The sequence below is a fragment of the Paenibacillus flagellatus genome (genome assembly GCF_003217775.1).
In the GTDB taxonomy this organism is placed as follows: domain Bacteria; phylum Bacillota; class Bacilli; order Paenibacillales; family NBRC-103111; genus Paenibacillus_AB; species Paenibacillus_AB flagellatus.
In genome coordinates this window covers 201,188-227,185 of the sequence record NZ_QJVJ01000009.1, presented here as the reverse complement: position 1 = coordinate 227,185, position 25,998 = coordinate 201,188, and the positions used below count along the sequence as shown (strand labels likewise).

The 25,998-nt window shown below is 62.6% G+C and carries 19 protein-coding genes; 6 read left to right on the top strand and 13 right to left on the bottom strand.

Annotated elements, in window-relative coordinates; all coding sequences use genetic code 11:
* The first annotated feature begins 148 nt into the window (after nucleotides 1–148).
* Nucleotides 149–628, top strand: a complete 480-nt coding sequence (locus tag DLM86_RS20620; RefSeq protein ID WP_110841946.1) for a nucleoside deaminase — start codon at nucleotides 149–151, stop codon at nucleotides 626–628.
* Here the strand turns inward: DLM86_RS20620 and DLM86_RS20615 are convergent.
* Nucleotides 622–1,176, bottom strand: coding sequence for a hypothetical protein (locus DLM86_RS20615; protein WP_110841945.1), 555 nt, complete (start codon nucleotides 1,174–1,176; stop codon nucleotides 622–624). The two genes, DLM86_RS20620 and DLM86_RS20615, sit on opposite strands and share 7 nt — an antisense overlap.
* A gap of 233 nt (nucleotides 1,177–1,409) precedes the next feature.
* Between DLM86_RS20615 and DLM86_RS20610 the strand changes: the two genes are divergently transcribed.
* The gene (locus DLM86_RS20610) at nucleotides 1,410–2,078 is read left to right on the top strand and encodes a response regulator transcription factor (RefSeq protein WP_245954761.1); all 669 of its coding nucleotides are present in this window, start codon (nucleotides 1,410–1,412) and stop codon (nucleotides 2,076–2,078) included.
* Nucleotides 2,079–2,169: 91 nt separating this feature from the next.
* Nucleotides 2,170–4,044 (top strand): sensor histidine kinase, encoded by a 1,875-nt coding sequence (locus DLM86_RS20605; protein ID WP_110841943.1) that lies wholly within the window; start codon nucleotides 2,170–2,172, stop codon nucleotides 4,042–4,044.
* Nucleotides 4,045–4,332: 288 nt separating this feature from the next.
* Here the strand turns inward: DLM86_RS20605 and DLM86_RS20600 are convergent, their stop codons facing one another.
* The 5 genes from DLM86_RS20600 to DLM86_RS20580 all read right to left on the bottom strand — a co-directional run bounded on the left by DLM86_RS20600 (nucleotide 4,333) and on the right by DLM86_RS20580 (nucleotide 15,307).
* A complete protein-coding gene (locus tag DLM86_RS20600; protein WP_158289589.1) occupies nucleotides 4,333–12,180 on the bottom strand; it encodes an S-layer homology domain-containing protein in 7,848 nt (2,615 codons plus the stop codon).
* Between the two features lie 289 nt (nucleotides 12,181–12,469).
* Nucleotides 12,470–13,324, bottom strand: coding sequence for a DUF72 domain-containing protein (locus tag DLM86_RS20595; RefSeq protein WP_110842081.1), 855 nt, complete (start codon nucleotides 13,322–13,324; stop codon nucleotides 12,470–12,472).
* Between the two features lie 149 nt (nucleotides 13,325–13,473).
* Entirely contained in the window at nucleotides 13,474–14,178 is a 705-nt protein-coding gene (locus DLM86_RS20590; RefSeq protein WP_110841941.1) for a zf-HC2 domain-containing protein, read from the bottom strand.
* Entirely contained in the window at nucleotides 14,175–14,660 is a 486-nt protein-coding gene (locus DLM86_RS20585; RefSeq protein ID WP_110841940.1) for an RNA polymerase sigma factor, read from the bottom strand. Before DLM86_RS20585 ends, DLM86_RS20590 begins: the two co-directional genes overlap by 4 nt.
* 209 nt (nucleotides 14,661–14,869) lie before the next feature.
* Nucleotides 14,870–15,307 carry a hypothetical protein gene (locus DLM86_RS20580; protein ID WP_110841939.1) on the bottom strand — a complete coding sequence of 146 codons (438 nt, stop codon included), beginning with the start codon at nucleotides 15,305–15,307 and terminating at the stop codon, nucleotides 14,870–14,872.
* Between the two features lie 191 nt (nucleotides 15,308–15,498).
* Between DLM86_RS20580 and DLM86_RS20575 the strand changes: the two genes are divergently transcribed.
* Entirely contained in the window at nucleotides 15,499–15,813 is a 315-nt protein-coding gene (locus tag DLM86_RS20575) for a hypothetical protein (protein ID WP_110841938.1), read from the top strand.
* Nucleotides 15,814–15,889: 76 nt separating this feature from the next.
* On the opposite strand, the gene DLM86_RS20570 is transcribed toward DLM86_RS20575, so the two are convergent.
* The gene (locus DLM86_RS20570) at nucleotides 15,890–16,516 is read right to left on the bottom strand and encodes a DsbA family oxidoreductase (protein ID WP_110841937.1); all 627 of its coding nucleotides are present in this window, start codon (nucleotides 16,514–16,516) and stop codon (nucleotides 15,890–15,892) included.
* Nucleotides 16,517–16,650: 134 nt separating this feature from the next.
* Between DLM86_RS20570 and DLM86_RS20565 the strand changes: the two genes are divergently transcribed.
* Nucleotides 16,651–17,367, top strand: coding sequence for a DUF6483 family protein (locus tag DLM86_RS20565; RefSeq protein ID WP_110841936.1), 717 nt, complete (start codon nucleotides 16,651–16,653; stop codon nucleotides 17,365–17,367).
* Nucleotides 17,368–17,402: 35 nt separating this feature from the next.
* Here DLM86_RS20565 and DLM86_RS20560 read toward each other — a convergent pair whose 3' ends face one another.
* Together DLM86_RS20560 and DLM86_RS20555 are read right to left on the bottom strand one after the other, a co-directional pair.
* Complete coding sequence (locus DLM86_RS20560; protein WP_110841935.1) at nucleotides 17,403–18,080, bottom strand: response regulator transcription factor; 678 nt, start codon at nucleotides 18,078–18,080, stop codon at nucleotides 17,403–17,405.
* Nucleotides 18,077–19,438 (bottom strand): sensor histidine kinase, encoded by a 1,362-nt coding sequence (locus tag DLM86_RS20555; RefSeq protein WP_110841934.1) that lies wholly within the window; start codon nucleotides 19,436–19,438, stop codon nucleotides 18,077–18,079. The genes DLM86_RS20560 and DLM86_RS20555 overlap by 4 nt, the downstream gene beginning before the upstream one ends.
* A 171-nt stretch (nucleotides 19,439–19,609) precedes the next feature.
* Here DLM86_RS20555 and DLM86_RS20550 point away from each other — a divergent pair, with 171 nt between their 5' ends.
* Nucleotides 19,610–21,199, top strand: coding sequence for a lectin-like domain-containing protein (locus tag DLM86_RS20550; protein WP_158289588.1), 1,590 nt, complete (start codon nucleotides 19,610–19,612; stop codon nucleotides 21,197–21,199).
* A 143-nt stretch (nucleotides 21,200–21,342) separates the two neighbouring features.
* On the opposite strand, the gene DLM86_RS20545 is transcribed toward DLM86_RS20550, so the two are convergent.
* The 4 genes from DLM86_RS20545 to DLM86_RS20530 form a co-directional block, all read right to left on the bottom strand.
* Nucleotides 21,343–23,001 carry a glutamine--tRNA ligase/YqeY domain fusion protein gene (locus tag DLM86_RS20545; protein WP_110841932.1) on the bottom strand — a complete coding sequence of 553 codons (1,659 nt, stop codon included), beginning with the start codon at nucleotides 22,999–23,001 and terminating at the stop codon, nucleotides 21,343–21,345.
* Nucleotides 23,002–23,169: 168 nt separating this feature from the next.
* Nucleotides 23,170–24,084: an arginase gene (rocF, locus tag DLM86_RS20540; protein WP_110841931.1), complete on the bottom strand. Its 915-nt coding sequence runs from the start codon at nucleotides 24,082–24,084 to the stop codon at nucleotides 23,170–23,172.
* The gene (locus DLM86_RS20535; protein WP_110841930.1) at nucleotides 24,081–25,313 is read right to left on the bottom strand and encodes an ornithine--oxo-acid transaminase; all 1,233 of its coding nucleotides are present in this window, start codon (nucleotides 25,311–25,313) and stop codon (nucleotides 24,081–24,083) included. Before DLM86_RS20535 ends, rocF begins: the two co-directional genes overlap by 4 nt.
* A gap of 283 nt (nucleotides 25,314–25,596) precedes the next feature.
* Nucleotides 25,597–25,995 (bottom strand): hypothetical protein, encoded by a 399-nt coding sequence (locus DLM86_RS20530; protein ID WP_110841929.1) that lies wholly within the window; start codon nucleotides 25,993–25,995, stop codon nucleotides 25,597–25,599.
* Nucleotides 25,996–25,998: the final 3 nt, after the last annotated feature.

Here is a 25,998-nt window from a genome sequence, read left to right as displayed (position 1 = left end):
CAGCCGCAAAAGGAGCCTTCTTTCGTCGACCGGAAGAAGGCCTTTTTTTCGGGCAGCCCCGAATAAGGCCGTTCGGGCGCGGTCGATCCTAGTATGGAAACAACCGTACCCGTACCTCAGACGCGGATCATTAGGAGGGCATTCGAGAATGGAACGACAATCCGAAGCTTTCATGCAAGAAGCGATCGCCATGGCGTGCGGCAACGCGCAAGGCGTCCGGGGAGGACCGTTCGGCGCCGTCGTCGTGAAGGACGGCCGCATCGTCGGCCGGGGCGTGAACGAGGTGACGTCGGCGAACGACCCGACCGCCCACGCCGAAGTGCAGGCGATCCGGGACGCGTGCCGCCATCTGGGCGATTTCCGGCTCACGGACTGCGACGTCTATACGAGCTGCGAGCCGTGCCCGATGTGTCTGGCCGCCCTGTACTGGGCGAGGGTCCGCACGGTCTACTACGGCTTCGACCGGGACGACGCCTCCGCCGCCGGCTTCGACGACAGCCTCCTCTATGAGGAAATCCCGAAGCCGATTGGGGAACGCCGGCTGAAAATGGTCCGGCTCGAACCGGCCTCCGCCGATCCGAACCCGTTCGAGCTGTGGCGCGAGTCGCCGCACCGGACGGACTACTGAATCAGATGCGACGCGCTCCATACCGGGGCGCGTCTTTCTTTCGTCCCCCGCCATACCGGCCATCCGAGCCCGACGTAGGACAGTCCCCACATGACGGCGGCGTAATTGCTGAGCGCGGGGACAAACGTGATCAGCGGCCAGACGAAGAACAGGACGGACGCCCACCGCGGCAGCAAGCCCGCCCTTAGGCTGACGATGCCGAAGACGACGAGCCCGGCCAGCATGAGCGCGTTGTTCACGGCCGGCAGCACGGCGACGGCACCCGGATCGGCGTGCACCATCGTCGACCAGACGAGACACCCGGTCATCATGTTGGAAAAGGCAAGCGCGAGCGCCGAGCCGAGTCCGAGAACGCCCGTACGCGACGATTGCGCCATGAACAGGCCGAGCGAGCCCGCGGCCATGAGCCAGCAAGCGATCAAGCCCGCCCACAATTCCTGGGGACTGTCCGTCCCCCAAATAAGCGCGGCGGGCGTCATGGCGATTCTCGCCACACCGCCGGCCACGGCGATAAAGCCAAGGACGGAAACCGTTTTATCGATAGGCATGCCGAAATTTCTCCTTCCGTTCGTTTCGGTCGCGGATTGCGCCGACGTTCCCATTATCGGAATCGGGGCCGGTGCGTCACAGGTCCGATTAGCCCATTTCGGAAGTGACGACGTCACCATTTGCGTCACAAGCTGTCATTCGTTGCCGGAATGGGCCTGAACGCCGTTGTGCGGGACATCGGTTCCGGCTTATACTTATGCCAAGAATAGACCGGTATTGGGGACGATGTGCGTTGATTCGAATCATGATTGCCGACGATCAAACTTTAATGCGCGACGGTTTGCTGACGATTTTGGGATTGCAGGACGACATGCACGTCGTAGGACTCGCCAAGGACGGCGAAGAAGCGTTCCGGATGGCGCAAGCGCTGGCTCCGCAGCTCGTGCTTATGGATATTCGCATGCCCGTTATGAACGGGATCGAGTGCACGAAGCGGATCAAGGCGGAACTGCCGGATACGGTCATCCTGATCTTGACGACCTTCGACGACGACGATTATATCATCGACGCGCTCGCGGGCGGGGCCGCGGGCTTCCTGCTCAAGGACATCCCCGGGGAGAAGCTGGCGCAGGCGATTCGCGACGCCGTCAAGGGCGAGTTCCTGCTCCCGTCGCGAATCGCCGCGAAGCTCGCCTCCCGCCTGTCCGGCGCGAACGCCGCCGCCCAGGCGCTGAAAGGCGTGGCGCGCGTCCGGACGGAGGGCGTCAAGCTGTCGGACAAGGAAAGCGCCGTCGCCCGATTGATGCTCGAAAACCGGACGAATCGGGAAATCGCCGGCACGCTGTATATGAGCGAAGGGACAGTCAAAAATTACGTCAGCTCCATCTACGGGAAAATCGGCACGAACGACCGGACGTTGGCCGTCATGACGTTGAAGGACTTGCTGGGTGTAGAATCATGACCGCTTCCGCAACCGTCCGCCGCCCCTGCCCTGCTCGGCGGATCGGCGGGCAGGCGGGCGCTTCGTCCGCGAGGCGGGGAGGGGCCGACCGATGAAGCGCAGCTGGTGGAAGTTCGCCGCACCCGGGCTGGTGATCGGTCTTATGTTCTGCGTGTTCGCCCCGCTGCTGCCGGGAGCGGTCTTCCCCGACCGGAGCCGGGCGCTTACGCCGTTCCCCGCCGACGGAGGCTGGCACGTGTCGGAGCGCGGGACCGGCGAAGCGCCCCCGGACCCGGACGGGCATCGCTGGCTCGGAGCGGAGCTGCCGGACCGGCTGCCGGAGTCGCCGGTGCTGCTCGTTCGCGGGCGGCACGATCCGCGGCTCTACATCGGTCCGGCCGTCCGGGAAGAGACGCGGAGAGAGCCCGCCCATCGGGTCGCCTCGCTCGACGGCGGCGTGTTCCCGCTGCAGCCGGCCGATGCGGGCCTGCCGGTATGGGCCCGCGCTGACGCCGATCCGACCGATGCCGTACCCGCCGGCTCGTTCCTGCTCGGCAGCACCGCCGACATATACGCCTTCCTCCTCCAAGAGGACGCGCTAAAGCTCGTATTGACCGTGCTGTTCGGGGCGCTCGGCATCGGGTCGTTTTGTTTTTATGCCGCTTACCGGAAAGAATCCGCTTATTTGCACTTCGGCGCGTTTTCGCTCATTCTGGCGTATGCGGGCTGGATTCGGACCCATCTGTCGCATATGGCGGCGGATATGAGCTGGCTTCCGTACGTCCACGACTTGTCGTTCCCGTTCGGGACGTACGCGTGGATCGGCTTTTGGGGGGCCGTGCTGAAGGGACGGGCTCCGGCCTCGCTCTACCGGGTGAAGCGGGCGACGCTCGCGTTCGCCCTCGCGCTTACGGCCGTTGCGTTCATAAGCGCGCCCGCTTACGATTTCATGCTCGGGTACTTGTTCCCCGTCCTGCTCGCCGCGGCCATCGCCGTCTGCTTCCGGGCGGCCCGCACGGCCGAAGGGCGGACGGACGCATCCGATACTTCGTCGTCCCGGCATTGGATGACGTTCGGTTTTTACGTCGTGGCGCCGGTCAGCGTGCTCCATATCGTGATGAATTACCCGACGCCCGTATCCGGCCTCGTCCGCGAGACGTTTCCTGTTCTCGCCCGCGTATGGGGCTACGATCAATTGTTCCTCTGCATGTTCGTATTCGACCTCTGTCTCGGGCTCGTCCTGCTGAACCGGTTCATGGCGACGTATCGGCAGGTCAGCTTGTGGAATCGGACGCTCGAGGAGCAGGTGCGGCTGCGGACCGAGGAGCTGGAGGAGTCGTACTTGCGGCTGCAGGCGTCGGCCCGCGAGACGGCCGAAACGCTGGCGGAGCTGTCGGTTATGGAGGAACGGAACCGGATCGCCGAGGAAATCCACGACAATGTCGGCCACACGCTGACGACGACGATCATCCAGATGGAAGCGGCCAAAATGCTCATCGACCGGAACGACGTGCGGGGATTCGAGAAGCTGCACCTCTCCGGCCAGCTCGTCCGCAAAAGCTTGGACGACATTCGCGATGCGGTCCGCATCATGAAGCATACGGCCGCGGAGTTCCATCTGGAGTCGTCGATGGCGAAGCTGATGGAGGAGACGGCTCTCAATACCGGCATCGACATCGAGTACGACCTCGATCCGCTCCCGCCGCTCACCTCGCTGCAAAAAAAGGTGCTGTACTATGCTCTCAAGGAAGGGTTAACGAACGGCATCCGCCACGGCTCGTGCAGCCGGTTCCGGTTTCGTCTCGAGCTCGACGGCGGCTCGCTCCGGTTCACGCTTTGGAACGACGGCCGCAAGGTCGAGACCGGCCCGCCCGGCTTCGGCCTGCAGACGATGACCGAGCGCATCGCCGGCATCGGCGGCACGGTCCGGCTGGCCAACGCCGACGGCGGCTGCGAGCTGGCCATCGGCGTTCCGCTGATCCAGTAGCATCGGCCGGCACATGGATTCAACCTATTGCGGCTGTCCCAAAAGAGAGCTTGTTCACGGACGGGACAGTCCCCTTGCTTGATCAAAAAGAGGCAAACATAAAGAAATGGCGATGCCAGGGTGCTCATCCTTGCATCGCCATTTCTTTGTCACGCAGGTATCACAAACTTACGCGTACCTCCCTTTTACCAAAGAACCGATTCTCTCCAAATGAAGCGAGGGTGCCCTCGGCCATTTTCATGGCTTCCGGGACACCCTCAAATGCTGGTCGGGCCGCTAAAGCTTCCCCTATTCGCCGATCATCCCGGACCGCTCCATGGCGCGGAGAATGAGCACGGCTCCCTGCGATCGGGTTGCCGTCGCCTGCGGGTCGAAGCGGTCGGCCTCGACGCCGTTCATCAGCCCGCGTATCCGGGCCGTCTCCGCGTACGCACTCGCCCATGGAGCGATCGTACGGCCGTCGGCGAACGACGGCGCGCGTCCGTCCGCTTCCAGCTCTTTCGCTTTCTGTTGCGCTTCCGTTTCCAGTCCCATCGCGCGGACGATCAGCACCGCCAGCTCCTCGCGCGTAAGCGGGTCTTCCGGACGGAACGTCCCGCCGCTGCCCTGCACGAGCCCCTGCTCCTTCGCGAGGGCGACGTAGACGTAGTACCACGCATCGGCGGACACGTCCGCGAACGGCGTGCCGTTCGGGCGGTACGACGCGACGGTTTCCTTGCCGTTCTTCATTTCGACGAGCAGCTTCGTGAACTGCGCCCGCGTGATCGGCCGGTCCGGGCCGAATTCGGATGCGCTCAGCCCGTCGACGATATGCCGCGAGACGAGCACCTCGACGTCCCTTTTCGACCAATGCTGCGACAAGTCCGCGAAAGCTAGCGTATAATCGAGCACGGCATACGTTCCCGGCCGCTCGACCGAAGCGGAGATCGTGCCGTCGGCGGAATGCAGCAGGCCGCCGACGTACTGCCACGCCCCCGCCCCCCCGTCGTCCAGACGGTACACGCCGAGCTTGCGCGCGTCGAAATCGCGATGCTTCTGCGCATCGTATTTCAGGACAAGCGTCATCGGCTTCTTCGGCCCGCCAGCCGGCACCGTCACGGCGAACGCGTCGCCGTACCGGGCGTAGCCGTCCGGCAGCCGTTCCTGCGCCTTCGCGTCGGGCTGCACGGTCAACCGCTCGCCGGCCTCGAACGCGCCCTCGGGCACGACGATCGCGATCCGGTCGTCGAAGCCGGCCCATCGCTGCTCCTTGCCGGTCAGCTCGACGACGGCCGCGCCTTGGCCGGCAGGCGGCTTGCCGGGCGCCGGTCCGCCGACCGGACCCGCAGGCGGCGGCGTGCCGCCGTCTCCGCTTCCGCCGTCTCCGCCGGTCGACTTCGTCTTCGTAACGGCACTTACGTCTACGTCCGGCGAGACGTTCCAGTACGTGTCGGCTGCCGCCAGGCGGATCTCGTACTCCGTTCCCGGCTGGAGCCCCTCGATCCGCAGCGACTGCTCGCCTTTATCCGCATACAGGGGCTTGCCGTATTTCGCTTCGCCCTTCTTCCTCCAGGATACGAGCACTTTCCGCAAGTCGGCATCGGACGGATCCTTCCAGCCGACCGTCAGCGCCTCGGCTTCCGCCGTGACGGCGACGCCGGCCACAACCCCCGGCGGCTTCGTATCTTGAACCAATGCCGCTTCCGGAGCGGTCGTTCCTTCCGTCTCGATGCCGGCCGACTCGACTCCGTTAGGGCCGACCGTCACCAGCCTTAGCGAATAGGTCGTACCGGGGCATAACGGTTCCAGCACGGTATGTCCTTGCCCCTTCGGAACGTCCACCGATTTCGGCGTACAGGACGACCCTTTCGGCACCCAATACAGCTTCAGCTTGTCGAAATCGACGGCGTCGTTTTCGTCCCATTCCAACGTCAGCATTTTTGAACCGCCCGTGGCGGTAAAACCGCTAACCGCCTCCGCGGGCGCGGCCGTCGACGGCTTGACGGTCAGCGCGTACGTCTTCTCTTCTGCCATCGCCACATGCGCATAGCTTTGGGCGTGGGCGAGCACGCGGATCTTGTAAAGGTTGTCGCCTTCCGCAAGCGGTTCGTCCGGTATGAACCGGAACTGGCGGCTCAGCATCGTGTTCGAGGCGTCCGGCTGCGGATCGACGGCTTCCACCTTGCCCGCCACCGGCTCGCCGTCCGTTGTCTCGACGAACACGGCGTCCTCGGTTACCGTATCGGCCACCATATACTTGCTGAAGGTGAGCAGGACGCTGGAGCCGTACACCGCATCGCTGACCGTGTAGGTCGGCGGCTCGAGCGATACGATCGGCACGTTGACGTCGAAGTGCGGCGGCAGCACCGTCAAATCTTCGCTTTGCGCCGGCAAGTAGCCTTCCTTCTCGAACACGACCCGCCATTTGCCCTCCGGCACGTCCCAGCCGTAGCGCCCTTCCTTGTCGGTGACAAGCGGGTTTTGCTGGCCGAACCAGGCGGAATCCCATTCCCCCCAGACGTCGGGACGGTCGGGGTCCTGCTGCAGCACCGTGGCCGTGACGCCTTCCACCCGGTTATCGGGCACGGCTTCGTACACATAGCCGCTCGGGTCCCAAATCCATGTCGGATCGGCTACTTTGTCATCGTCCTTGGGCTTCTTCTTGCGCTTTTCGTCGTCGTCATCGTCGTCGTCCTTCTTCTTGCAGCGGTCGATCGCACCGGCGGCAGCCATGTCGTCGCGCCACTTTTTGTCCTTCTCGAACTCCTGCTTCAGCTGCTCCAAGTCTTCGTTCCAGTTTTTCGTAATCAGCCCGCCGACTTTGCCGGCGATCCCCCCGGCCACAAGACCGCCTACGGGAGGAACGACCATCGTCAGGGCGCCGATGACGCCCGCTACCCCGGTCAGCATATGCTTCGCGACCAAGTCCCGGCTCGCTTTCTCGTACAGCCTCTCCGTTTCCCGGATGTAGTGGTTGACCGTCGGCGTATGGCATTCGCTGTTAATGACGTAATCCTGGAAGTCCAGCAGGGCGTCCGCATAATTGGCGAAATCGTACCCGCTCTTTGCGTAGGCGAAGGCGGCCCCGGCCACTTTCGTCGTCATTTTCACGGCGATATGATCGCCGATGCCTTTCGCGAGCGACTCGCTTCCGAACGCGGCGGCGAGCATCGCCTTGCCGGATTCGCCCAGCCCCGCCGTCGACACGGTCGCCGTGATTTCCATAATGCCGGTCGCAGCGTCGTAGCTTACGCTGCTCTTCTCCGCGGAGGCGTCGACCGCCTTCACCGAGAACCGGAAAAACGAAGGCTCCTTCTCCCCGGGATGCGTTACCTTGACCGTCGGGGCATGCACGTATCCGTCCTCGTCCGCCGCAGCCGAAGCGAACCCTTCCGGCTCTCCCTCGACCTTCTCGTAGACGGCTCCGCTCCAATAGTCCGGCGTGGAGGCGAGCGCCCGTTTCCACTGCTCCTCCGTCGGCGGCGTCGTCGGACCGTATACGTCGCGCGGCTTCTCGTCGATCGTCACATAGACGCCGGTCCCCATCTGGTTGTCGACATTGATCGACGCCCGGTATACGCCCTCGCTTTCCAGCCAAGCCTGAGCCACCTTGTCGCCCATTTGGACCCGGACCGCCCGGACGGCTTCGGGATTGCTGACCTTCACCGCGAACATCATCGCCATGCCCGGCACGACGACGTACGGAAAGCGCGATACGCCTTCCGACGGGTTGATCTTCATCTCCCGCCCGTCTGTCTGTCGCATGACGACCTCGGTCACGACCGGCCTCGTCTGATCGAGCAGCACCTTCGCCGGCTCCGACTGAACGACGCCACCGGCCGTTGTCGTTTTGGCTACGAGGCGATAGACGGTTTCGTCGCCCCATATGCCCGTACGCGGCGATTCGGGAAGCTTCGCCTTGGCGAACCAAAGCCCGCCGGCGGTCGCTTGAGCGGTGGCGATCAGCCGGTCGTCGGCTTCGACGAGTACGGTCTGCCCCGCCGGCGCGCGCCCGCTCAGCGCAATGTCCGGAAGCTTGGCTCGGGCCGGCGCTTCCAGCGTCACCTGAGAAACTCGGATATACGCGCTGCCGAGCGACTCTTCCTTGCTTTCCTCTCCCTGCTTCCGGTACCCGATGAACAGCCGGGCTTCCAGGACGGAAGAAGCGTTCTCGCCGATGGCGAGCTTATAGCCGAGCGCGCCCTTTTTCCCGGAGGATAAACTGCCGAGCGGCACTTTGTACATGCCGTCGTTCGCTCTCTCGGGCACGACCGGCGTCCCGTTCAAGGTCACGCTGTTCGGCACGAGCTCGCTGCCCGCCGGCACACCGATGGCCAGATAGGCGTCTTGCAGCGAGTGGTTCCCGTATGGAACTTCGTAGCTTCCCCGCATCGTAACCGTATCGCCCGCGGCGGCGGTCATATCCGTCACGCCGATTCCGTTGCCCGGCTTGCCGGTAAACAGCGGAGAATCGGTCGGGATGCGGATATCCGGAATTTCCAGCAGCTGTCCTTCCGCCACTTCGACGTCCACCCGATACGCATTCGTTTCTCTCCACCAGTTCGAGCTCCAGCTTAGCCGGTTCAGCACGACGGCGTATTTGCCCGGCTCCGCGACCGACAGCGAGAAGCGGCCGTCGGCATCGACCGAATACGTTTTGCGGAAAGCCAGCTGGCCGCCGACGTTATGGTACAACGTGACCGAGTAGTTGAAGGCATTATCGACGTCGGCAATCGCGCCGACGATCCGTGCCTTCTCCTCCAGCTTCAGTTCGGCCGAGCCGTTGCGCCGTTCGTCCAGGACGACGCGCTCGCAGGCTCCGGTAAGACCCGCTTCCCGGCCGCTCATGCATACCTCCAGCTCGTCGCCCGGCGACGCGTTTATCTGGATGCCGTTTTCCGTCAACGAGGACTGGCTCCAGCCCACCGCCGCCTTGACCGCTTTGACGCTAAGCCCGTAGTGCACGGCGGACCGCCAATCGGCGATGGAGATCGGGGCGTAGTCGCCGTTGACCGGCTTCACCCAGGCGCGGAGCGCCAGCATCCCCGGCCCGCGGTTGGTCAGCGGGATCGATTTCGTCACGGTCTGGCCCTTCCCGACCGTCACGTATTCGTACGTATCCGATCGGTAATCCGGCGTCCCCGACGACTCGGCGGTCAAATAATACGCGCCGGGATCAACCCGGATGCTGAACGTCCCCTGTGCATCCGTAACGCCTTGCGCAACGGCAACGCTTCTCCCCCACCCGAGCAGCTTGACGACGGTGCCCGGCACGCCTTGGCCGTTGAAGCTGGCCGTTCCGGTTATGACGCCCATCGTCAGCTTGAGCAGCCCGATGTCCGTCCGGTTCGCCCCGGGGGTCAGCGTGACGCTTGCCGTTTTGGACAATTCGTACGGCTCGTGAGCCGCAACCTCGATTTGGACGACTTGGCCGGCAAAGACTTTTCCTTTCAGTCGCACCGTTCCTTCGTAAGTCGGCTTGCCGCTGTGCAAAAACCGGCCTTCGCCATCGCGGAACGTCACCGTCGCTCCGTAAAGCGTCTCGTTTTGCTCGCCGTGGACGCGCACCGCCAAGTCGGCGACGGGCATGACGTCGGCTCCGAGCGCAAGCTCCCGCCCGGGCTCCACGATGATTCCGGTCCGCTCGTACAGCAGGCTTCCGCCAGCATCGACGATTTGCAAGGTATAATCGTCGGCCGCGCCGAGAGCGACCGTCGCTTCCAGCGAATCGGCGAACTTGACGGAGTTGCCCTGCCGCTTTGATTCGCTCCATACGGCCAGCTTCGCGCCCTTCAATTGTTCCGGATAAGCCGACGCGATCGTCATCTTGATCCGGCCGGCCACTTCCACCGGAAATCCGGAAACCTCTTTATACACGCTCGGATCGCTCTGGTGTTCGACCCGGATCTTCTCGATTCTCTCCGTATGAGCCGGAATCTCGAACGTTCCTGCATACGCGCGGTCATTCCCGACAAGCTCCACGACCGCCGTGCGATTCGCCGTCTCCGATGCGATTCGGTACTCGACGACGGCCTTCAGGAGCTGCCCGGCTTTGCCGATCGCACGTATGTCCAGCTTCCCGCCTATCGTCGGCTGTCCGTGCACCTGCTGCGTCATGCGTACGTCCGCTTTGGCGATCGGATCTTGCGGAGGAGGCGTATCGGAGCAGTCGTCGAGGCAAACCCAGATCAGCTCCCGGCCGCCCGCCTCGCCGCCTCCCCCGCTGATGAAGACGGCTTTCTTGCCGTCACCGCTCAGGCGGACCGCATCGGTGTCGCCGCTCAAACGCCCGATATACCGGTAATGGTCCTTGTTCGCCACTTCGAAGCGGATGGCGCCGAACTGCGAAAGGAACGGCTTCGTATCCGGCCCGGGATTGTAATTCGTGTAGTCCAAACCTACGTATTTCCCGTCGTCGGTAATTTGGGGGTTGCCCAGGCTCAAGTTGGAGCTGCCCGGCACGAACCACACTTCTTGCTGCGATCCGGCACTCCGGTCATACACGGAAGTACGGACGCCCCTAAAATTGACGTAGATCCGATAGGCGATATATCGGCCGTCCGCCGACAAGCTCGGGGACGAGACGCCGACCTCCTCGCCGTCAACCGTCAGCGGGATGTGCTCCAACCCTCCCGCCGTCGTGTCGTACAGGAACAGCCGGGACGTCGAATCGTTTGCGGTTCCGCCCGGTATCAGCTCGGGAGCGGCGGAGACGAACGCGACGTATCGGCCGTCGCCGCTAATCACCGGCTCCATGCTGTCGTCGTTCGCTTGAACCTCCTGCCCGTTCTCCACTCTGACGCTGATCCGCTTGAGCTTGACGTTCGCCCGATCGGTCCGGTCGACCAGGAACACGTCGCCGTATTCGTTCGTGTCATTCTCAACCAGATCGTCGGAGCTCGAGGAGAAGGCGATTCGGTTGCCGTCGTCGCTGATCGTGATATATCCGAACGATGCGTGCGAAGCAACCACGTTGTCGCTCGTCTTCGTCACTCGATCGTATACGGTGACATAATAGTTCTCCTCGATCCCGTCTGCCGTCTCGAACGCCACGTATCGGCCGTCGCCGCTGACGGACACGGCGTCGCCGGCCCTATGGATGGTGGTAGTCGTTCCGATCCGTTCGATCGCCTTAGTCTTGACGTCGTAGACGTATACTCCGAATTCTTGGAATCCGGAGCCGCCCCCGCCGGGCAAATCCTTCACATCGGAGACGAACACGACCGTCGATCCGTCGCGGCTTGGCTTCGCATCCCAGAAGCCGCCGTCCCAGCCTTCCACTTCGGCGATCTTCGTTGCGTACCGGTGAAAGGTCGAGGCGTATACCCGGTCGTACTCGGACTGGTTCCCCGCCTTGTCGAAGGCGGACAGCCGGTAGTTCACGTACTGCTCTTCCGGCAGACCGGCGTCGAAGTAATAGAAATCGTCCTTCGTTTCCTTCAATACGGTCCACGAATCCCCGTCCTGCCGCTCCAGCCGGTACCGGTCGATCGTCGGATCGGGCATGTACTCCGGCGGGTTCTCCGGATCCGGCACCATAATCGGCTCCCAACGCAGCTCGATTTCGTTATAGCCGACGTTGTTCCACTGCAGATTCGTCCAACCTTCCGGCGCGGTCCGGTCGATTTCCACGCGAACCGGCGCGGTATCCTCGCTTTGCTCGCCGTTCAATCGGGCGAAAGCGATCAATTCGTATACCCCCGGCTCCGACAGGTGGAGCGTGATTTCGAATCGTCCGAGGCCCGGTCCGTATACGTCCGAAGCGACGACCGGTCCTTCCTGATACGGAAATCCGCCGCCGGCGAAGCCGTAGCCGATCGTCACCTCCGCATTCAGCGGCGCGATTCCGGCGACGCGTATATCGCTCGCGTTCGTCACCTCCGGCAGCGGATCGAGTACCGGCGCGGCAATCGTCCCCGCCAGCCTCGGCTTGGCACCGTATACCGCCGAACCGACCGGGGCGCCCCCGCCCTCCGGCGAAGCAAGCTCGGCGACAAGCTGCGTATGGCTTGCCGGATCGGCTTGCCACAGCGTCCCGTAGCCTCCGTCTTCCCCTGTCGGCACCGGATCGGCGACCGCTCCCGCCCCTCCCGACGGAACGATCAGTCCCGCGAGCAGGCTTGCGATCAACAAGCACGACGTCCATTGTCGTTTCATGCGCGAAATCCCTCTTTCCTGCATGCTTCTGGTTCGGACGGAACGGTTGGGCGGGCCGTTTGGCGCAAACCTCCCGCACCGCCTGCGCGGCCACGACGATGTGCGCCTTCGCGCCCCATTGTCCGATCCGAATCGTATCGTAAACACGTTTAACTATACGTCGTTCCGGCTCGTTTTCCTATGGCTTTTGGGTCAATTGAGAGGTACGGCCCACCATTTCGTGACCGGGTCACCGCTTTGTCATCATTCGCCCCCCGACAACGGCAAAAAAAAAAAAAACGCGCAGGGGTTATTCGAACAAATCGAGCTGGACCGGGACGGTCGGCAGCTCCGGATAGCCGAGGCCGAGCATGCCGGCCAGCTGGATGGCGTTGGCGGCCGCATCGCCGCCCGAGTTGTTGTTGAAAATGACGCAAATGTCGTCCGTCCGTTCGCGCAGCCCGTTCAGCCGCTCGGCCCACTCCTCGAGCTCCTCCCGGCTGTAGCGGTATAAATAGCGGACGTCCCGCCAATTCGGCTCTCCGCTGCTGTGCCAGCCCTCCGCGTGTCTGCCGTGGAACCGGACGATCGTCAGCCCCGGATGCGTCGGCTCCGGCACGATCGGCACCGATCCGATGCCCGCCTGCGGCTCGTCGCAGATGCTGTGCGCCCAGCCTTCCCGCTTCATGAACGACAGCGTCCGCTCCCGCATGTCCGGCTCGAACCACGTCCGGTTGCGAAACTCCAGCGCGAGCGGCACGTCGCCCATCCGCTCCTTGGCGTAGCGCAGCGCGTCCACATGCTTGCGATCGCAGTCGAACCATGGCGGATACTGGAACAGCACCGCCTTCAGCTTGCCCGCTTCGCGCAGCGGCCGGATCGAGTCCAGAAACGCGGCGAACATCGCCTCCGTCGAATCGTGCGACGGCTTCCCCCGCTGGTGCCCGGTCATGCCTTGAAACGCCTTGACGACGAAGCCGAAATGAGCCGGCGTCTCCCGCGCCCATTTCTCGTAATTCCGCTCCGGCTGGATCGCGTAAAACGAGCTGTCCACTTCGACGATCGGGAACGTCCTGCCGTATACGCGAAGCTTGTCCTGCGCCCCCGTCCCGGGCGGGTACAGCGCATCGTGGTCGCCCCAGCCCGCCAGTCCGATCCGAATGATTCCCCGCTTCATCCCTTGCCTCCGCTTGTGAAGAATTCGCTATTATTGTACCTTTTCGCGGAGGCCGGCGAAAGCTTCTTCGTTCATCCGGCGGATGAGCCGGACGTTTTCGCAGCGCCGCGGCCTATTCCGGCTTCCCGGCCCGGTCGTCAGCGGGCTTCGCGCAGCAGCGCCTCGACGGCTTCGCTTGCCGCGGGCACGTCCATACCTTTTTTCCAAATCAATACGTTGTCTTCGCGGGTGCCGAAGTACAGAGCCGTAATTTCCCCGCTGCCCCCGTGCTTCTCCCTGTATACGTGCTGCAAAAAGTCGTCCAACACATAATACCGGTTGGCGAGCCCGCCCTCCATGATCGGCTTTTCTTTGACGATGGGCCGGTACGGGGTCAAATAAAAGTTCCCGTTCCCGTCCGAATCGAAGCGAACCTCATGAAGCTCGTAGCCGTCCGTCAGCCGGACATGAAACGCGATTCGTCCGTCGGCCAGCTTGCTGACGTCCGTAATCTTGATCGTATCGGCGGATACGGTCGTCACGTTCCAGCGAAACAGTCCGATATAGGCTAGGACCAGGATCGCTGCCGATAAAGCGGTAATGGCAACCCCTTTCGCAAAGGCTTTGGCCATGGAACGGTTCCATAGCGCGGAAATCCCCTTGATCACCTCGATCTCGCTGCGGCTGCTGTCCGCCGTTTCCGGGGAAACCGCAAACCCGGATCGCAGATGCTCCCATTCGTCTTTGCAGTCGCCGCAAACGGCGAGATGCTCCCGGATCATGCGCCCGCTCGCCTCGCTGCACACGTCATCCACGTACAAGGGCAGCAAATCCTTGACGATATCGCATTCGCTTTTGCTCATTGCGGGGACTCCTCCTTCAGTGCGTTTCGTATGTGTTGTTTCGCCCGGTAAAACGTGACTCTCGCCCAGCTCTCGCTCTTCTCGAATAGTTGAGCGATTTGAGCGAAGGACAGCTCCCCGAACACTCGCAGGGTGAACACTTCCTTGTACGGTTCGTGTAAGCGATGGAGCGCCTGATGTATGCGGAACGCATCGTCCTTGTTCAGGACGGCGTCCTCGACGTCTTCCGCACCCGCCCGTTCGGGAACGCGATGCCGCGCGAACCGTTTCTGACCGCTCTCGTAGGTGAAATACGTGTTTTTGGCGATTTGGCAAAGCCAGACGGTCATCTTGCAATGCCCTTTGAACGAGTCGATGCTTCTCAACGCTTTGAAAAACGTCTCCTGCGTAATTTCCTCGGCGATCGTCTCGTTTCGGCTTAGCGCGTAAGCAAACGAGTAGACGTCCCGGAAATGCCGGTGGTACAGCTCCTCGAAATCCATCGCTCCCTCCCTTCCTCACCCTTATAAGACTGATCCGCGTCCGTTTCGTTACAAATCCGATCGAAAATCGTTTCTCGCGCCGCAATATCCCCGTTCAAAGTGCAACGCGCCTCGGCTGAGGCGAGGCCCGGACGAACGTCCGCTGAAGCGATTCATACGAAAAGGGGACCCCGTCGGTCCCCTTCGTCGTTTCCTATTCGCCATTATGGCTATGAGCCTTGAAGCGCTTGGACGGCTTCCCCGATCAGCCGCGCCAGCCGATCGAAGCCGTCGCGGACCGTTTCGTTGATCCGGTCGAGCCCCGCCTCGATCGAGCCCAGAGCGCCCGTCTGCTCGCGGATCGCCTCGGTCTGGCCGTTCACCGCGTCGGCAATCTGTCCGGCTTGCTGCGACATGTTCATGAAGCCCGCGACCAGCACGATCAACGCGGCGAACGCGACGATCATCCATAGCCAGCCTTGGTTGTACCAGCGTCTCTTGTATTTGTCTCTTCGCGGGATGTAGACGACCCTCGCCGCCGGCACGACCGTCGTATCCGGCGCATGCGCGGCACCCGTCTCGCGACGGGCGTCGGACCATTCCTTCCGGGCCGCTTCCCGTTCTTCATTCGGTTGCTGCGGGTGAACAGGTCTGGAGCGTTCGTTCATCGGTACCCTCTCCTTTCGCGTTTCACCGTTCCGCCCTCCCGGCGGATTGCTACAGCATTCGAGCCGCCCAAAAAAAATTCGGGGCGTACCCCCCCAAAAAAAGGGCACGCCCCGAATGATGTGGTTACAACCCGTAATCGTTTGCCAGAATGCCTCATAACCGACAATTTTATTGAAGGTGGTGCTGGACTATGGAATGGATGATTATGCTGTTGGTCGCCTTGTTGATTGTCGCGTGGTTTGCCGTCCGAAGCGCGGGTTGGAAGACGGTGCAAGCCGCAACCGGCGGGAACGCCGAGGAGCTCGAGGCGAAGTACGCCTATCTCAAGTCGAATAACGTGAAGTGCAAGCTCCGCTCGGAAGCCGGAGCGGGAGTCGGAATCGCCCAGCCCGGCATCGGGGAAGCCGCCGGCCACTCGACCGTCAAGCTGTATGTCCACAAGAAGGACGTGGAGCGGGCGACCGAGCTGCTGGAGCAATTCGAACGGGAATCGAAGCCGTATTGACCGAACTCGATCATCACCTCATAGACGCAGCTGCAAACAGGAGGCCACCCCTTGACGGGATGGCCTCCGCTTTCGTTTACGCCTGCTCTTCCAGCCGCCGGAACACGTTCAGGAACGCCTCGGGCGGCTGCGCGCCGGACAAGCCGAATTTGCGCCCGATAATGAAAAACGGCACGCCGGTAATGCCGATCCGCTTCGCCATCTCGAAATCCTCCTCGATCTCCGCCTCTCCCTCGCCGCGGTCCAGCCGGTCGGCCAGATCGTTCGCATCGAGCCCCGTTTCTTCGGCGATTCGCATCAGCACCGCCCGGTCCCCGATATTGCGCCCTTCCTCGAAGTAAGCGCGATGAATGGCGTCGACGAGCGGCGCCTTGAATTCGTCCGGCGCGATCGCGGTCATCCGGTGGCTGAGCCGGGTGTTCGGCATGTATTCCACCTTCCGAAAGTCGAACGTCAAGCCGACGGACCGTCCCGCCTCCGTTACCCGGCCCAGCATCCCCTCGTGGGAAAACTGTTCGCCGTACTTTTGCTGCATCGTCCGCATGAACGGCAGCCCTTCCTCCGGCACGCTCGGATCGAGCATGAACGCCCGCCAGCGAAGCTCCGGCGGCTCCCCGCCCCGCATCTCCAGCGCGCGGTACAAATTCGTTTTGCCGATACGGCACCATGGACAAACCATGTCTTGAAAAATATCGATTCTCATTCGGGCTACCCGCCTTCCGTCTGCTGCTTGCCAAGGATATTGGCTTTAGTGTACCCGAAATCGGCCGAAAGGGAAACGTATGGTATAGTAAAACGTAAGAAATGGGTATGAACACGGGAGGAGGACGGTTGTCCATGTACCAGCGCGATTATATTCTTCGGCTGATCGAGCAATTTACGAATGCGGTCGCCGTATTGATGGGAATGAAACGGAACATGAAGCCGCATGAGGCGATGGAGCTCGTCGGGGAAACGTACAAGAAGCTGTTCGGCCTTCATCCGAACTTGATCCGGGCGCTGTCCGAGCGCGATCTGATCGAGCTGCTGAACCGCGACGGCGAGGCTGCGGCGGAGAAGCTGCTCGTCATCGCCGGACTGATGAAGGAGGAGGCGGACTTGTCCGCCGAGCTGGGCCGGCCGGAAGACGGCTACCCGCTTCATCTGAAGGCGCTCAATCTGGCGCTCCTGGCGACCCGCGAAGACGTCGCTTCGGACCTGTTCGACGCGCCCGCCCTGATCGATGGGTTAACCGAGAGGCTGAGCCGTTTCGAGCTGCCGGCGGAGACGCTCACGATGCTCTGGCCCTGGTACGAGAGGACCGGCCGTTACGCCGACGCCGAGGACGTGCTGTACGAGCTGCTCGAGCGGCACCGTCGCGTCCAAGAACCGGCCGCCGGCGGAGACGCGTACGCGAAGCTGCTTGCGGAAGCGCGGCTGTTCTACGAGCGGCTGCTGGAGACGGACGAAGCGGCGCTCGAGGCCGGCCGCCTCCCTCTCGACGAGGTACGCGAAGCGCTCGGCGATGTTCGGGCTGCGGAAGCCGCCCTCCGGAGCGGCCGGGCGGACGACTGAACGGGCCGCCCCCCGACCGCTAGCGATAGTCCCGTCTAGCCGTCCCGCTCCCGCTTCTCCTCGAACAAGCCGAGCTCCCGCGCTTTGCGGGCCGCCTCCTTGCTGCTGCCCCCGCCCAGCTTCTTGAGCACGTTGCCGACGTGCACCTTGATCGTGCGGAGCGAGACGACGAGCTTGTCGGCGATGGCCGATTGGGACAGGCCGCTGTCGATCAGCTCCAGCACCTGCAGCTCGGAAGGCGTAATTTTATCCTGAAGCTCCTTCTTCTTGTACGTCTGCTCGAGCTGCTTCAGCCGGCGGAACTCCTCCCGCATCCGGGCGGCCGCGGCGGCACTGATCGGCGATTCGTCGCGGTAGGCGTTCCGGATGGCGTCCGGGATGCTCTCGAAGTCGGATTTGATAAGGTAATCGGTCGCCCCCGCGCGGAACGCGTCGAACATCAGCTCCTTCAGCTCCATCGACGTCAGCATGAGCACGCGCGCATGGCCGTGCAGCAGGACGTCCTGCACCAGCGCGATGCCCGCCGCCTCGTCGGCGATCATGACGTCCATCAGCACGACGTCGTAGTCGAGCTCGCGAATCGCCCGCGCCGCCTCCTCCGCCGTATCGGCGCTGCCGACGACGGCGATGCCCGGCTGCTCGGCCAAATAGCCGGACAGCCCGCGCAGCCAATCCGGATCGTCCTCCACGATAAGCACTCGAATGTCCGTCATCGGCCCCGTCCTTTCCATTCTCGTTTCGGAAACCGCATGACCGCGGTCGTCCCTCGGCCCGGTTCGCTGAACAGATCGAACGAGCCCCCGTGCTTGCGCATCACCTGATAGCAGTAGGACAGCCCCAGCCCGAAATTCATCCGGCGATCGCCCTTGGTCGTGAAAAACGGCTCCATCACCTGCTTCAGCAGCTTTTTGTCCATACCGGGTCCGGTATCCTTGATCTCTACGATGGCGAACTTCTTCGTCTCGTACGCCTTGACCGCGATTTCCCCGCCGTTCGGCATCGCCTCGATCGCATTCGTCAGCACGTTGTTCCACATTTCCACCGTCTGCGCCCGATCGCAGACGAGCTCCATGCCGGCGGGCACGTCCAGCCGGATGCGTACCGCCGCTCCGTCTCCTAGGCCGAGCTGGTCGCGCAGCGCCGACAGCATCCCCAGCGGGTCGTGGCGATCCGGTCGTATGGCCAGCTCTTGCGTCTGGTCCTGCACCCGGGCGATCATCTCCTGGATATGCCGGGACGCCGCCAGCACGACGCCGATATCCGCGGCCAGCTCCGGCTGGTTCGTCCGCTCGGCGTAAGCGCGTATTTTTTCGCCGAACAGCTTCATCTTGCCGACATCGTTCTTGATCGCATGGTTCAGGACGGCGGTGCCGGACGTAACGGCCCGGATCGACACGTCCAGCCGCCGGGCTTGGATGAGGAAGCGGATGCCGAGAAAGCCGTACTTGAAAATCGCCACTACGAACACGAGCACGGCGAACGCGATGATCCACGTATTGTACCGCCACATCTCGACGAACCCGAACGTCGGCAGCACGTAATTCATAACCGAGCAGAGCAGCACGGTCGGCACGATGGCGAGCCCGGTCAGCCGCTCGCTCCGCCTTAGCGCCGCATGGGTTTCGCGCTTGAAGACGACCCATAGCGAGGCGAAGCCCACGTACGGGACGGCCCAAGCCGCCGTCAAGCCGTACGGGATCGGGTGGATCGGCCGGACGAGCAGCAGCGTCGCGGCAATCGGCGCGAGCAGCGCGAGCGCAAGCGCTCTTTTCCCGCGGGGGCCGAGCCGTACCGGATTGTAGCTGAACGCGAACATCATGAACGTAAACGGCAGGCCGTAGTATTGGAGCAGCGACGCCGCTACGCGCAAGCCGTCCAGCAGCTCCGTCGTGCCGGAGCCCGCTCCGCTTGCCGCCGCATACGGTATCAGCGTGTCGCCGATGACGGCGGACAGCGCTCCGGAGCCGCCGCAGAAGGTGACCGCGCTCAGCCAGCTTATCGAGCTTTTGCGCGCGCCCGTTGCGAGCAGCACGATTCCGACGCCCCACAGCGCGATCAATACGAACAACATGTCGACCGTTCCTCTCCCCGTCAACCGTCTTTGTTACGCGGTCGAATGACAAATCTCATGACAGCATTATACCACGGAATCCCTTCCTGCTCTTGTTGGAACGGCGTATAATGAAAAATAGGCGTATGCCTATCGAAATGATTCGTTTTCGTCGCGATGGAGGGAAAGGAATTGATCAAAACCGTTACCGGCTTTCTTGCCGTTTTACTGGGCCTCGCGGCCGTTTCCGGCTTCAATGCGGGGACGGTCCATGCGGATACGCCGCCGCCCGGCGCAATTTTGGTGGAGGACCATTTCGATCGGGATTCGGGGCTGTGGGATTTGATCAGCGAATCGTCCGAGGTTGTCGGCCACCCCGCGATCGTGGACGGCCGCATGCGTCTGACGGATAGGGAACAGAGCCAAGTCGGCACCGCCTGGCTGAAGCAGAAGCTGTCGCCGCCCTATGACGTTACGTTCAAGTTCCGCATGTACGATCCCTCGGACTACCCCGCGGACGGCATCGTCTTCATGTTCAACAAGAAGCAAAACCTGCTGCCCGTCAGCGGCGGCGGCATGGGCTTCGAGCCCGGCAACGGCTATGGCGTCGAATTCGACAGCTGGTGGCAAAACCCGTGGGATCCCGTGTACTCGCACGTCTCGCTGTTCAAAGATAACGCCGAGCACCTGTCGAACGAGTTGATCGAGCAGGCCCGATACGACGCCTTTATCGAGAACAGCCGAATCGAGGACAAATGGTACGACGCCCGCATCGAAGTCCGGCCGGACAGCGTCAAGGTGACGATCGACGGCGCGCTCGTCATGGACAAGACCGGCATCTCCTTGGACAATACCTACGCCGGCGTCGGCTTTACGGCCAGCACGGGTGCGTTTTCCAGCCTGCAGGAAATCGACGACGTCGTCATCTCGAAGCCGCTCGGCCGCAACGCCTTTCTGGAGGATGCTTCGTTTCCGAATACGCTGATGACCTCCCCGTTCTCCGGGGGCTCAACGACCTATGACGTCTATGTGCCGGGCGACTTGACGGCCGTTCCGTTCTCGATCCGGCAATCCGACGCCAACGCCAGGCTCGCGATCAGCGTCTCCGACGCGACGTATTCCGTCACCGACGTTACGTACGGCGGCTTCGCCTTCGCTCCGTCCACGACGGCCGGCACGATTCGGTTCGCGGACTACCGTCCGGTGCATACGATGAACGTCCAAGTCACGTCCGAGGACGGAACGGTATCGAACCAGTACCGGTTCGCGCTGCACCGGCTTGACCCCGCTTATTCCAAGGTCGGGTATGCGATGCTCGATCGGCTGGACGCTTCCTTCCTCGAAGTGTACGTCCAGGAGGGGATCGGACTGCCGGGCGATGCTCCTTTCGACTTCAGCCGTTTTGTCTTGAAGGGCACGGCTTCGAAAATCGAGCGAATATTTCCCGAACACGGCCCGAACCCGCACCGCTTCCATCTGGTTTTGGACCGGCCGATCGAGGGTTCGACGACGCCGGTATCGCTCAGCCTGCTGCCGGGAGCGTTGAACGACACGACGAATAACCCGATCGCCCAGCTGCACATTCCTGTCCTGAACGAAACCGACCTGCTCGAGCGGTTCGGCGGAGGCGGCGAGGACGGCCTCCATATCGACGACGTTCTCGGCAACGTCGTGTCGGGCGTCCCCGACGCGAACGGACTGCCGGGCTTCGACCGCAGCGACGTGAAGCTGCTGCTGAGGCTGCTCGTCCCGCCGTTCTTGAACCCGGCCGTCGAGGGTTGATCGCCCCTTCACGCGCGTAACGGGCCTGCCGCCGAATCGGCTAGGCTCGCGACGCGCGTTTTTGCGCGAACGACAAAAAGAGAGGCGTCGGCCAAGCTTCGGCCGCCTCTCTATTTGCCTTTCCCGTATAAGGAAGGGATGCCTTACTTCGCCCCCGGGTCGTACGAGCTTTTGAGCGATACGATCCGGTTGAATACCGGCTTGCCCGGCGCCGAATATTTCGAGTCGACGTTGAAGTAGCCGTGGCGGAAAAACTGGAATTTGTCCTGCGGCGCCGCCTCCGCCATATTCGGCTCGACGTAGCCTTGCAGCGTCGTCAGCGAATTCGGGTTCAGCCGCTCCAGGAACGTCTCCGAGTCCACCTTCTCGTCCAGCACGAGCGGCTCGTACAGCCGGAACTCCGCCGGCAAGCCCTTCGTGGCGTCGACCCAGTGGATCGTTCCTTTCACCTTCCGGCCGGTGAAGCCGGATCCGCTCTTCGTCTCGGGGTCGTACGTGCAGCGGATTTCGACGACGTTGCCGTCGGCGTCCTTGATCACTTCCTCGCACTTGATGAAGTACGCGTGCTTCAGCCGCACCTCGTTGCCCGGATACAACCGATGGTACTTCGGAGGCGGATTTTCCGCGAAGTCGTCCCGTTCGATCCAAATTTCACGCGAAAACGGGATTTGGCGGATGCCCATTTCCTCGTTCTCCGGGTTGTTCTCCGCGTCGAGCATCTCCACTTGCCCCTCGGGATAGTTCGTAATGACGACCTTGAGCGGCTCCAGCACCGCCATCGTCCGCGGCGCTTTCAGCTTCAAATCCTCCCGCACGAAATGATCCAGGTACGACGCGTCGACCGTCGAAACCGCCTTCGCCACCCCGACCTCGCGCATGAAGCTGCGGATCGCTTCCGGCGTATAGCCTCTGCGGCGCATGCCCGTAATCGTCGGCATCCGCGGATCGTCCCAGCCGTCGACGGAGCCGGATTCGACGAGCTTTTTCAAGTAGCGCTTGCTCATGATCGTGTTCGTCATGTTGAACCGGGCGAACTCGTACTGGCGCGAGACGTGCTCCATCTCGCATTCGCGGATGACCCAATCGTACAGCGGACGATGGTCCTCGTATTCGAGCGAGCAGAGCGAATGCGTCACGCCTTCCAGCGCGTCGCCGAGCGGATGCGAGAAGTCGTACATCGGGTAAATGCACCAGGCGTCGCCCGTCTTATGATGGTGCGCATGGAGAATCCGGTACAGCACCGGGTCGCGCATGTTGATGTTCGGAGACGCCATATCGATCTTGGCGCGCAGCACCCGTTCTCCGTCCTTGAACTCGCCGGCGCGCATCCGCGCGAACAGGTCGAGGTTTTCCTCCACGGAACGGTTCCGGTACGGGCTTTCTTTGCCCGGCTCGGTCAGCGTCCCCCGGTTGATGCGCATTTCTTCCGGCGATTGGTCGTCGACGTAGGCGAGTCCTTTGCGGATCAGCATGACGGCGAGGTTGTAGTTCTCCTCGAAATAATCGGAAGCGAAATGCAGCTCGTCCCACTGGAAGCCGAGCCAGCGAATATCGTTCAGAATTCCTTCGACATACTCCGTATCTTCCTTGACCGGGTTCGTATCGTCGAAGCGCAGGTTCGTCCGTCCGCCGAATTCGTCGGCCAGCTCGAAATTGAGACAGATCGCCTTGGCGTGCCCGATGTGCAAATACCCGTTCGGCTCCGGCGGAAACCGCGTGACGACTTGCCGGACGCGGCCTTCCTTCAAATCTTCCGCTATGATCGTTTTAATAAAGTTCGATGATGCCGGTTTCGTTTCCATGATCGGCGATCCCCTTTCCGCAACGTTAGCTATCCCTCTATCATACACAAAATTGTGGGAAAATATAAGATGCCGGCGTTGGCGCCACCGCCCCGAATTTGCCTAACGCCCGCCGTCAACGAAAAAAGCCCCCGGATCGATTCATCCGGGGGAGCTCCGCTTGCGGCTTCACATAATTTTTTCGCCTAATAAGGAGGCAATGAGCTCGACGGCGATCTTCGCCGTTTCGTTGCGAATATCGAGCGTCGGATTGACCTCGACGAACTCGGCGCTCGTCACGACGCCCGCGTCGGACAGTATCTCCACCGCGAGCAGGCTTTCGCGCAGCGACATGCCGGCGGGAATCGGGGTGCCGACGCCCGGCGCCTCCTTCGGATCGAGGCCGTCCAAATCCAGGCTGAGGTGCACGCCGTCCGTTCCTCGCGTCACCTGATCGAGCGTCTGCTCCATCACGCGCGAAACGCCGAGCCGATCCACTTCGTGCATCGTATACACGGTTACGCCCTTTTCCTTCAGGAAGCGCTGCTCGCCGGGATCGAGCGACCGCGAGCCTACGATGACGACGTTGTCCGGCTTTACTTTGCGGCGCTCCCCGCCGATGCCGGTCAACGCCGGGTGGCCGTATCCCATCGCCACCGCCAGCGCCATGCCGTGGATGTTCCCCGACGGGGACGTATCCGCCGTATTGACGTCGCCGTGCGCGTCGTACCAGATGACGCCGACGTTCTCCTTGTGCCGGAGAATGCCGGCCAGCGTCCCGATCGCGATGCTGTGGTCCCCGCCGAGCACGAGCGGGAACCGCTTTCGGGCGATGATGCCGGCTACGGCTTCAGCCAGCTCCTCGTTGACGCGGACGATTTCGTACAAATATTTCAAGTTCGACTCCGGAACGGACGAATACGCCTTCGCTCGGCGCACGACCAGATCGCCTTCGTCGTGCACCGCGTACCCCAATTGCTCCAAACGCGACTCGAGCCCCGCGCACCGGATCGCGCTCGGCCCCATATCCACGCCGCGGCGGTCCGCGCCCAAATCCATCGGCACTCCGATCAACGAAACGTCCTGACGAATACGGGAATTCATACGACATCCGCCTCCTTCTCGGTCATGCCCGGGTTCGGACCGCTCAACACTTGCACGATGCGGTCGAGTCCCCAGTCCAGCTCCTCGCGGGTAATCGTGAGCGGCGGGGCGAGACGAATCGTCGTCTCGTGCGTTTCCTTGCACAATACGCCGAGCTCCATCAATCGCTCGCAGTACGGCCGGGCCGGCCGGGCCAGCTCGATGCCGATGAAGAGTCCTCTGCCGCGGATTTGTTTCACGACCGGGCTCGCCGTCCTCCGCAGTCGCTCCATCGCATAATCGCCCAGCTCGCGCGAACGGTCCGCAAGCCGCTCCTCCTCGAACACGTCCATCGCCGCCGTCGCGCACGCGCAGGCAAGCGGATTGCCTCCGAACGTCGAGCCGTGGGAGCCGGGATCGAACACGCCGAGCACGTCGCGATCGGCCGCCACGGCCGAAATCGGGTAGACGCCCCCGCCAAGCGCTTTGCCCAAAATGTACGCGTCGGGGGTGACCCCTTCCCAATCGCAGGCGAACGGGCGTCCCGTCCGGCCGAAGCCGGTTTGGATTTCGTCCGCCAACAGCAGGACGTTATGCCGTTTGCAGATGTCCGAGGCCGCTCGCAAGTAGCCTTCCGGCGGGACGATGATGCCCGCCTCGCCTTGAATCGGCTCCACGAGGAACGCCGCCGTATTCGGCGAGATTGCGCGTTCGAGCGCCGCCGCATCCCCGTAAGGGACGATGACGAACCCCGGCGTGAACGGCCCGAAGCCCCGCCTGTACGCCGGCGACGACGAGAACGACGTGACCGTAATCGTCCGGCCGTGGAAATTGCCCGCACAAACGACGATCTCCGCTTGCCCGTCGGGTACGCCCTTTTTGTCGTAGGCCCAGCGGCGCGCCGCCTTGATCGCCGTCTCGACCGCTTCCGCCCCGGTGTTCATCGGGAGGAACATCGTTTTGCCGGTCAGACGGGCCAGCCGTTCATAGAACGGCCCGAGCGGCTCGCTATGGAAGGCGCGCGACGTCAGCGTCACCCGGTCCGCCTGATCCTTGAGCGCCGCCACTATTTTCGGGTGCCGGTGTCCGTGGTTCAGGGCGGAGTAGCTGCTCAGCATGTCCACATAACGGTTGCCCGCCTCGTCCTCGACCCAGACGCCTTCCCCCCGGACGATGACGACGGGCAGCGGGTTGTAGTTGTTGGCGCCGTACCGGCGAATGGTCTCCATATTTTCGTTCGTTGAACTCATCCGCACTTCCCCCTTCCGTGTGATGGAATCGCAGCAAAACGGGAATGCAGCGTTAGGGTACGAAGCTCACTCCCATCCGTTGGTTCGCCTGCAAGCGATGGGAGATCACGAGTCTTTGAAAGCGTTTTCTATACATTCATTATACCGAATGCGGCCGTCGAAAGGCACCTGTACATTTTGTAAGATCAGTATATGCGCTGGAAACGCAAAAAGAGCCGGACTACGACTAGCCCGGCGCTGGAAGGGATATGGGGTAGGGTTTTGGTTTGCCAAATAGCGGCGGTTACCGAACGGGCACGATGCCGGCGGAGCTGGTTTGCAGAAGCGTGTCTTGGAAGGAGCCGCCGATGCGGCCGGTAATTTGGACGACGTCCCCGGGCCGGAGCTGCAACGCGTCGGCGGACAGCTCGAGCGTTCCGGTCTCGTCTTCGACCAGCACCCGGTAGCTGCCGTCGGGCTGGACGACCGGCTGGCCCGCGATCGTGGCCCGGATCGTCACCGTTTGGCCGAGCAGATCTTTCGCCTCCACGATGGAGAGGGCGGGCACGACTTGCTGCGACGCGGCCAGCTCGGCGGGGACATTCCCGGCGATAGCATAATCGGCTTGGCGCTGTACGGCCCCGTGAGCGATCAGCAGGACGATCGTGAGCACCGGCGCCAGCCATTGGCGAATCGACTTCATCGT

Coding starts and splice junctions, on each gene's coding strand:
- DLM86_RS20620 (WP_110841946.1), top strand. CDS start 149: ATGGAACGACAATCCGAAGCTTTCATGCAAGAAGCGATCGCCATGGCG.
- DLM86_RS20615 (WP_110841945.1), bottom strand. CDS start 1,176: ATGCCTATCGATAAAACGGTTTCCGTCCTTGGCTTTATCGCCGTGGCC.
- DLM86_RS20605 (WP_110841943.1), top strand. CDS start 2,170: ATGAAGCGCAGCTGGTGGAAGTTCGCCGCACCCGGGCTGGTGATCGGT.
- DLM86_RS20600 (WP_158289589.1), bottom strand. CDS start 12,180: ATGAAACGACAATGGACGTCGTGCTTGTTGATCGCAAGCCTGCTCGCG.
- DLM86_RS20590 (WP_110841941.1), bottom strand. CDS start 14,178: ATGAGCAAAAGCGAATGCGATATCGTCAAGGATTTGCTGCCCTTGTAC.
- DLM86_RS20585 (WP_110841940.1), bottom strand. CDS start 14,660: ATGGATTTCGAGGAGCTGTACCACCGGCATTTCCGGGACGTCTACTCG.
- DLM86_RS20580 (WP_110841939.1), bottom strand. CDS start 15,307: ATGAACGAACGCTCCAGACCTGTTCACCCGCAGCAACCGAATGAAGAA.
- DLM86_RS20575 (WP_110841938.1), top strand. CDS start 15,499: ATGGAATGGATGATTATGCTGTTGGTCGCCTTGTTGATTGTCGCGTGG.
- DLM86_RS20570 (WP_110841937.1), bottom strand. CDS start 16,516: ATGAGAATCGATATTTTTCAAGACATGGTTTGTCCATGGTGCCGTATC.
- DLM86_RS20565 (WP_110841936.1), top strand. CDS start 16,651: ATGTACCAGCGCGATTATATTCTTCGGCTGATCGAGCAATTTACGAAT.
- DLM86_RS20560 (WP_110841935.1), bottom strand. CDS start 18,080: ATGACGGACATTCGAGTGCTTATCGTGGAGGACGATCCGGATTGGCTG.
- DLM86_RS20555 (WP_110841934.1), bottom strand. CDS start 19,438: ATGTTGTTCGTATTGATCGCGCTGTGGGGCGTCGGAATCGTGCTGCTC.
- DLM86_RS20545 (WP_110841932.1), bottom strand. CDS start 23,001: ATGGAAACGAAACCGGCATCATCGAACTTTATTAAAACGATCATAGCG.
- rocF (WP_110841931.1), bottom strand. CDS start 24,084: ATGAATTCCCGTATTCGTCAGGACGTTTCGTTGATCGGAGTGCCGATG.
- DLM86_RS20535 (WP_110841930.1), bottom strand. CDS start 25,313: ATGAGTTCAACGAACGAAAATATGGAGACCATTCGCCGGTACGGCGCC.
- DLM86_RS20530 (WP_110841929.1), bottom strand. CDS start 25,995: ATGAAGTCGATTCGCCAATGGCTGGCGCCGGTGCTCACGATCGTCCTG.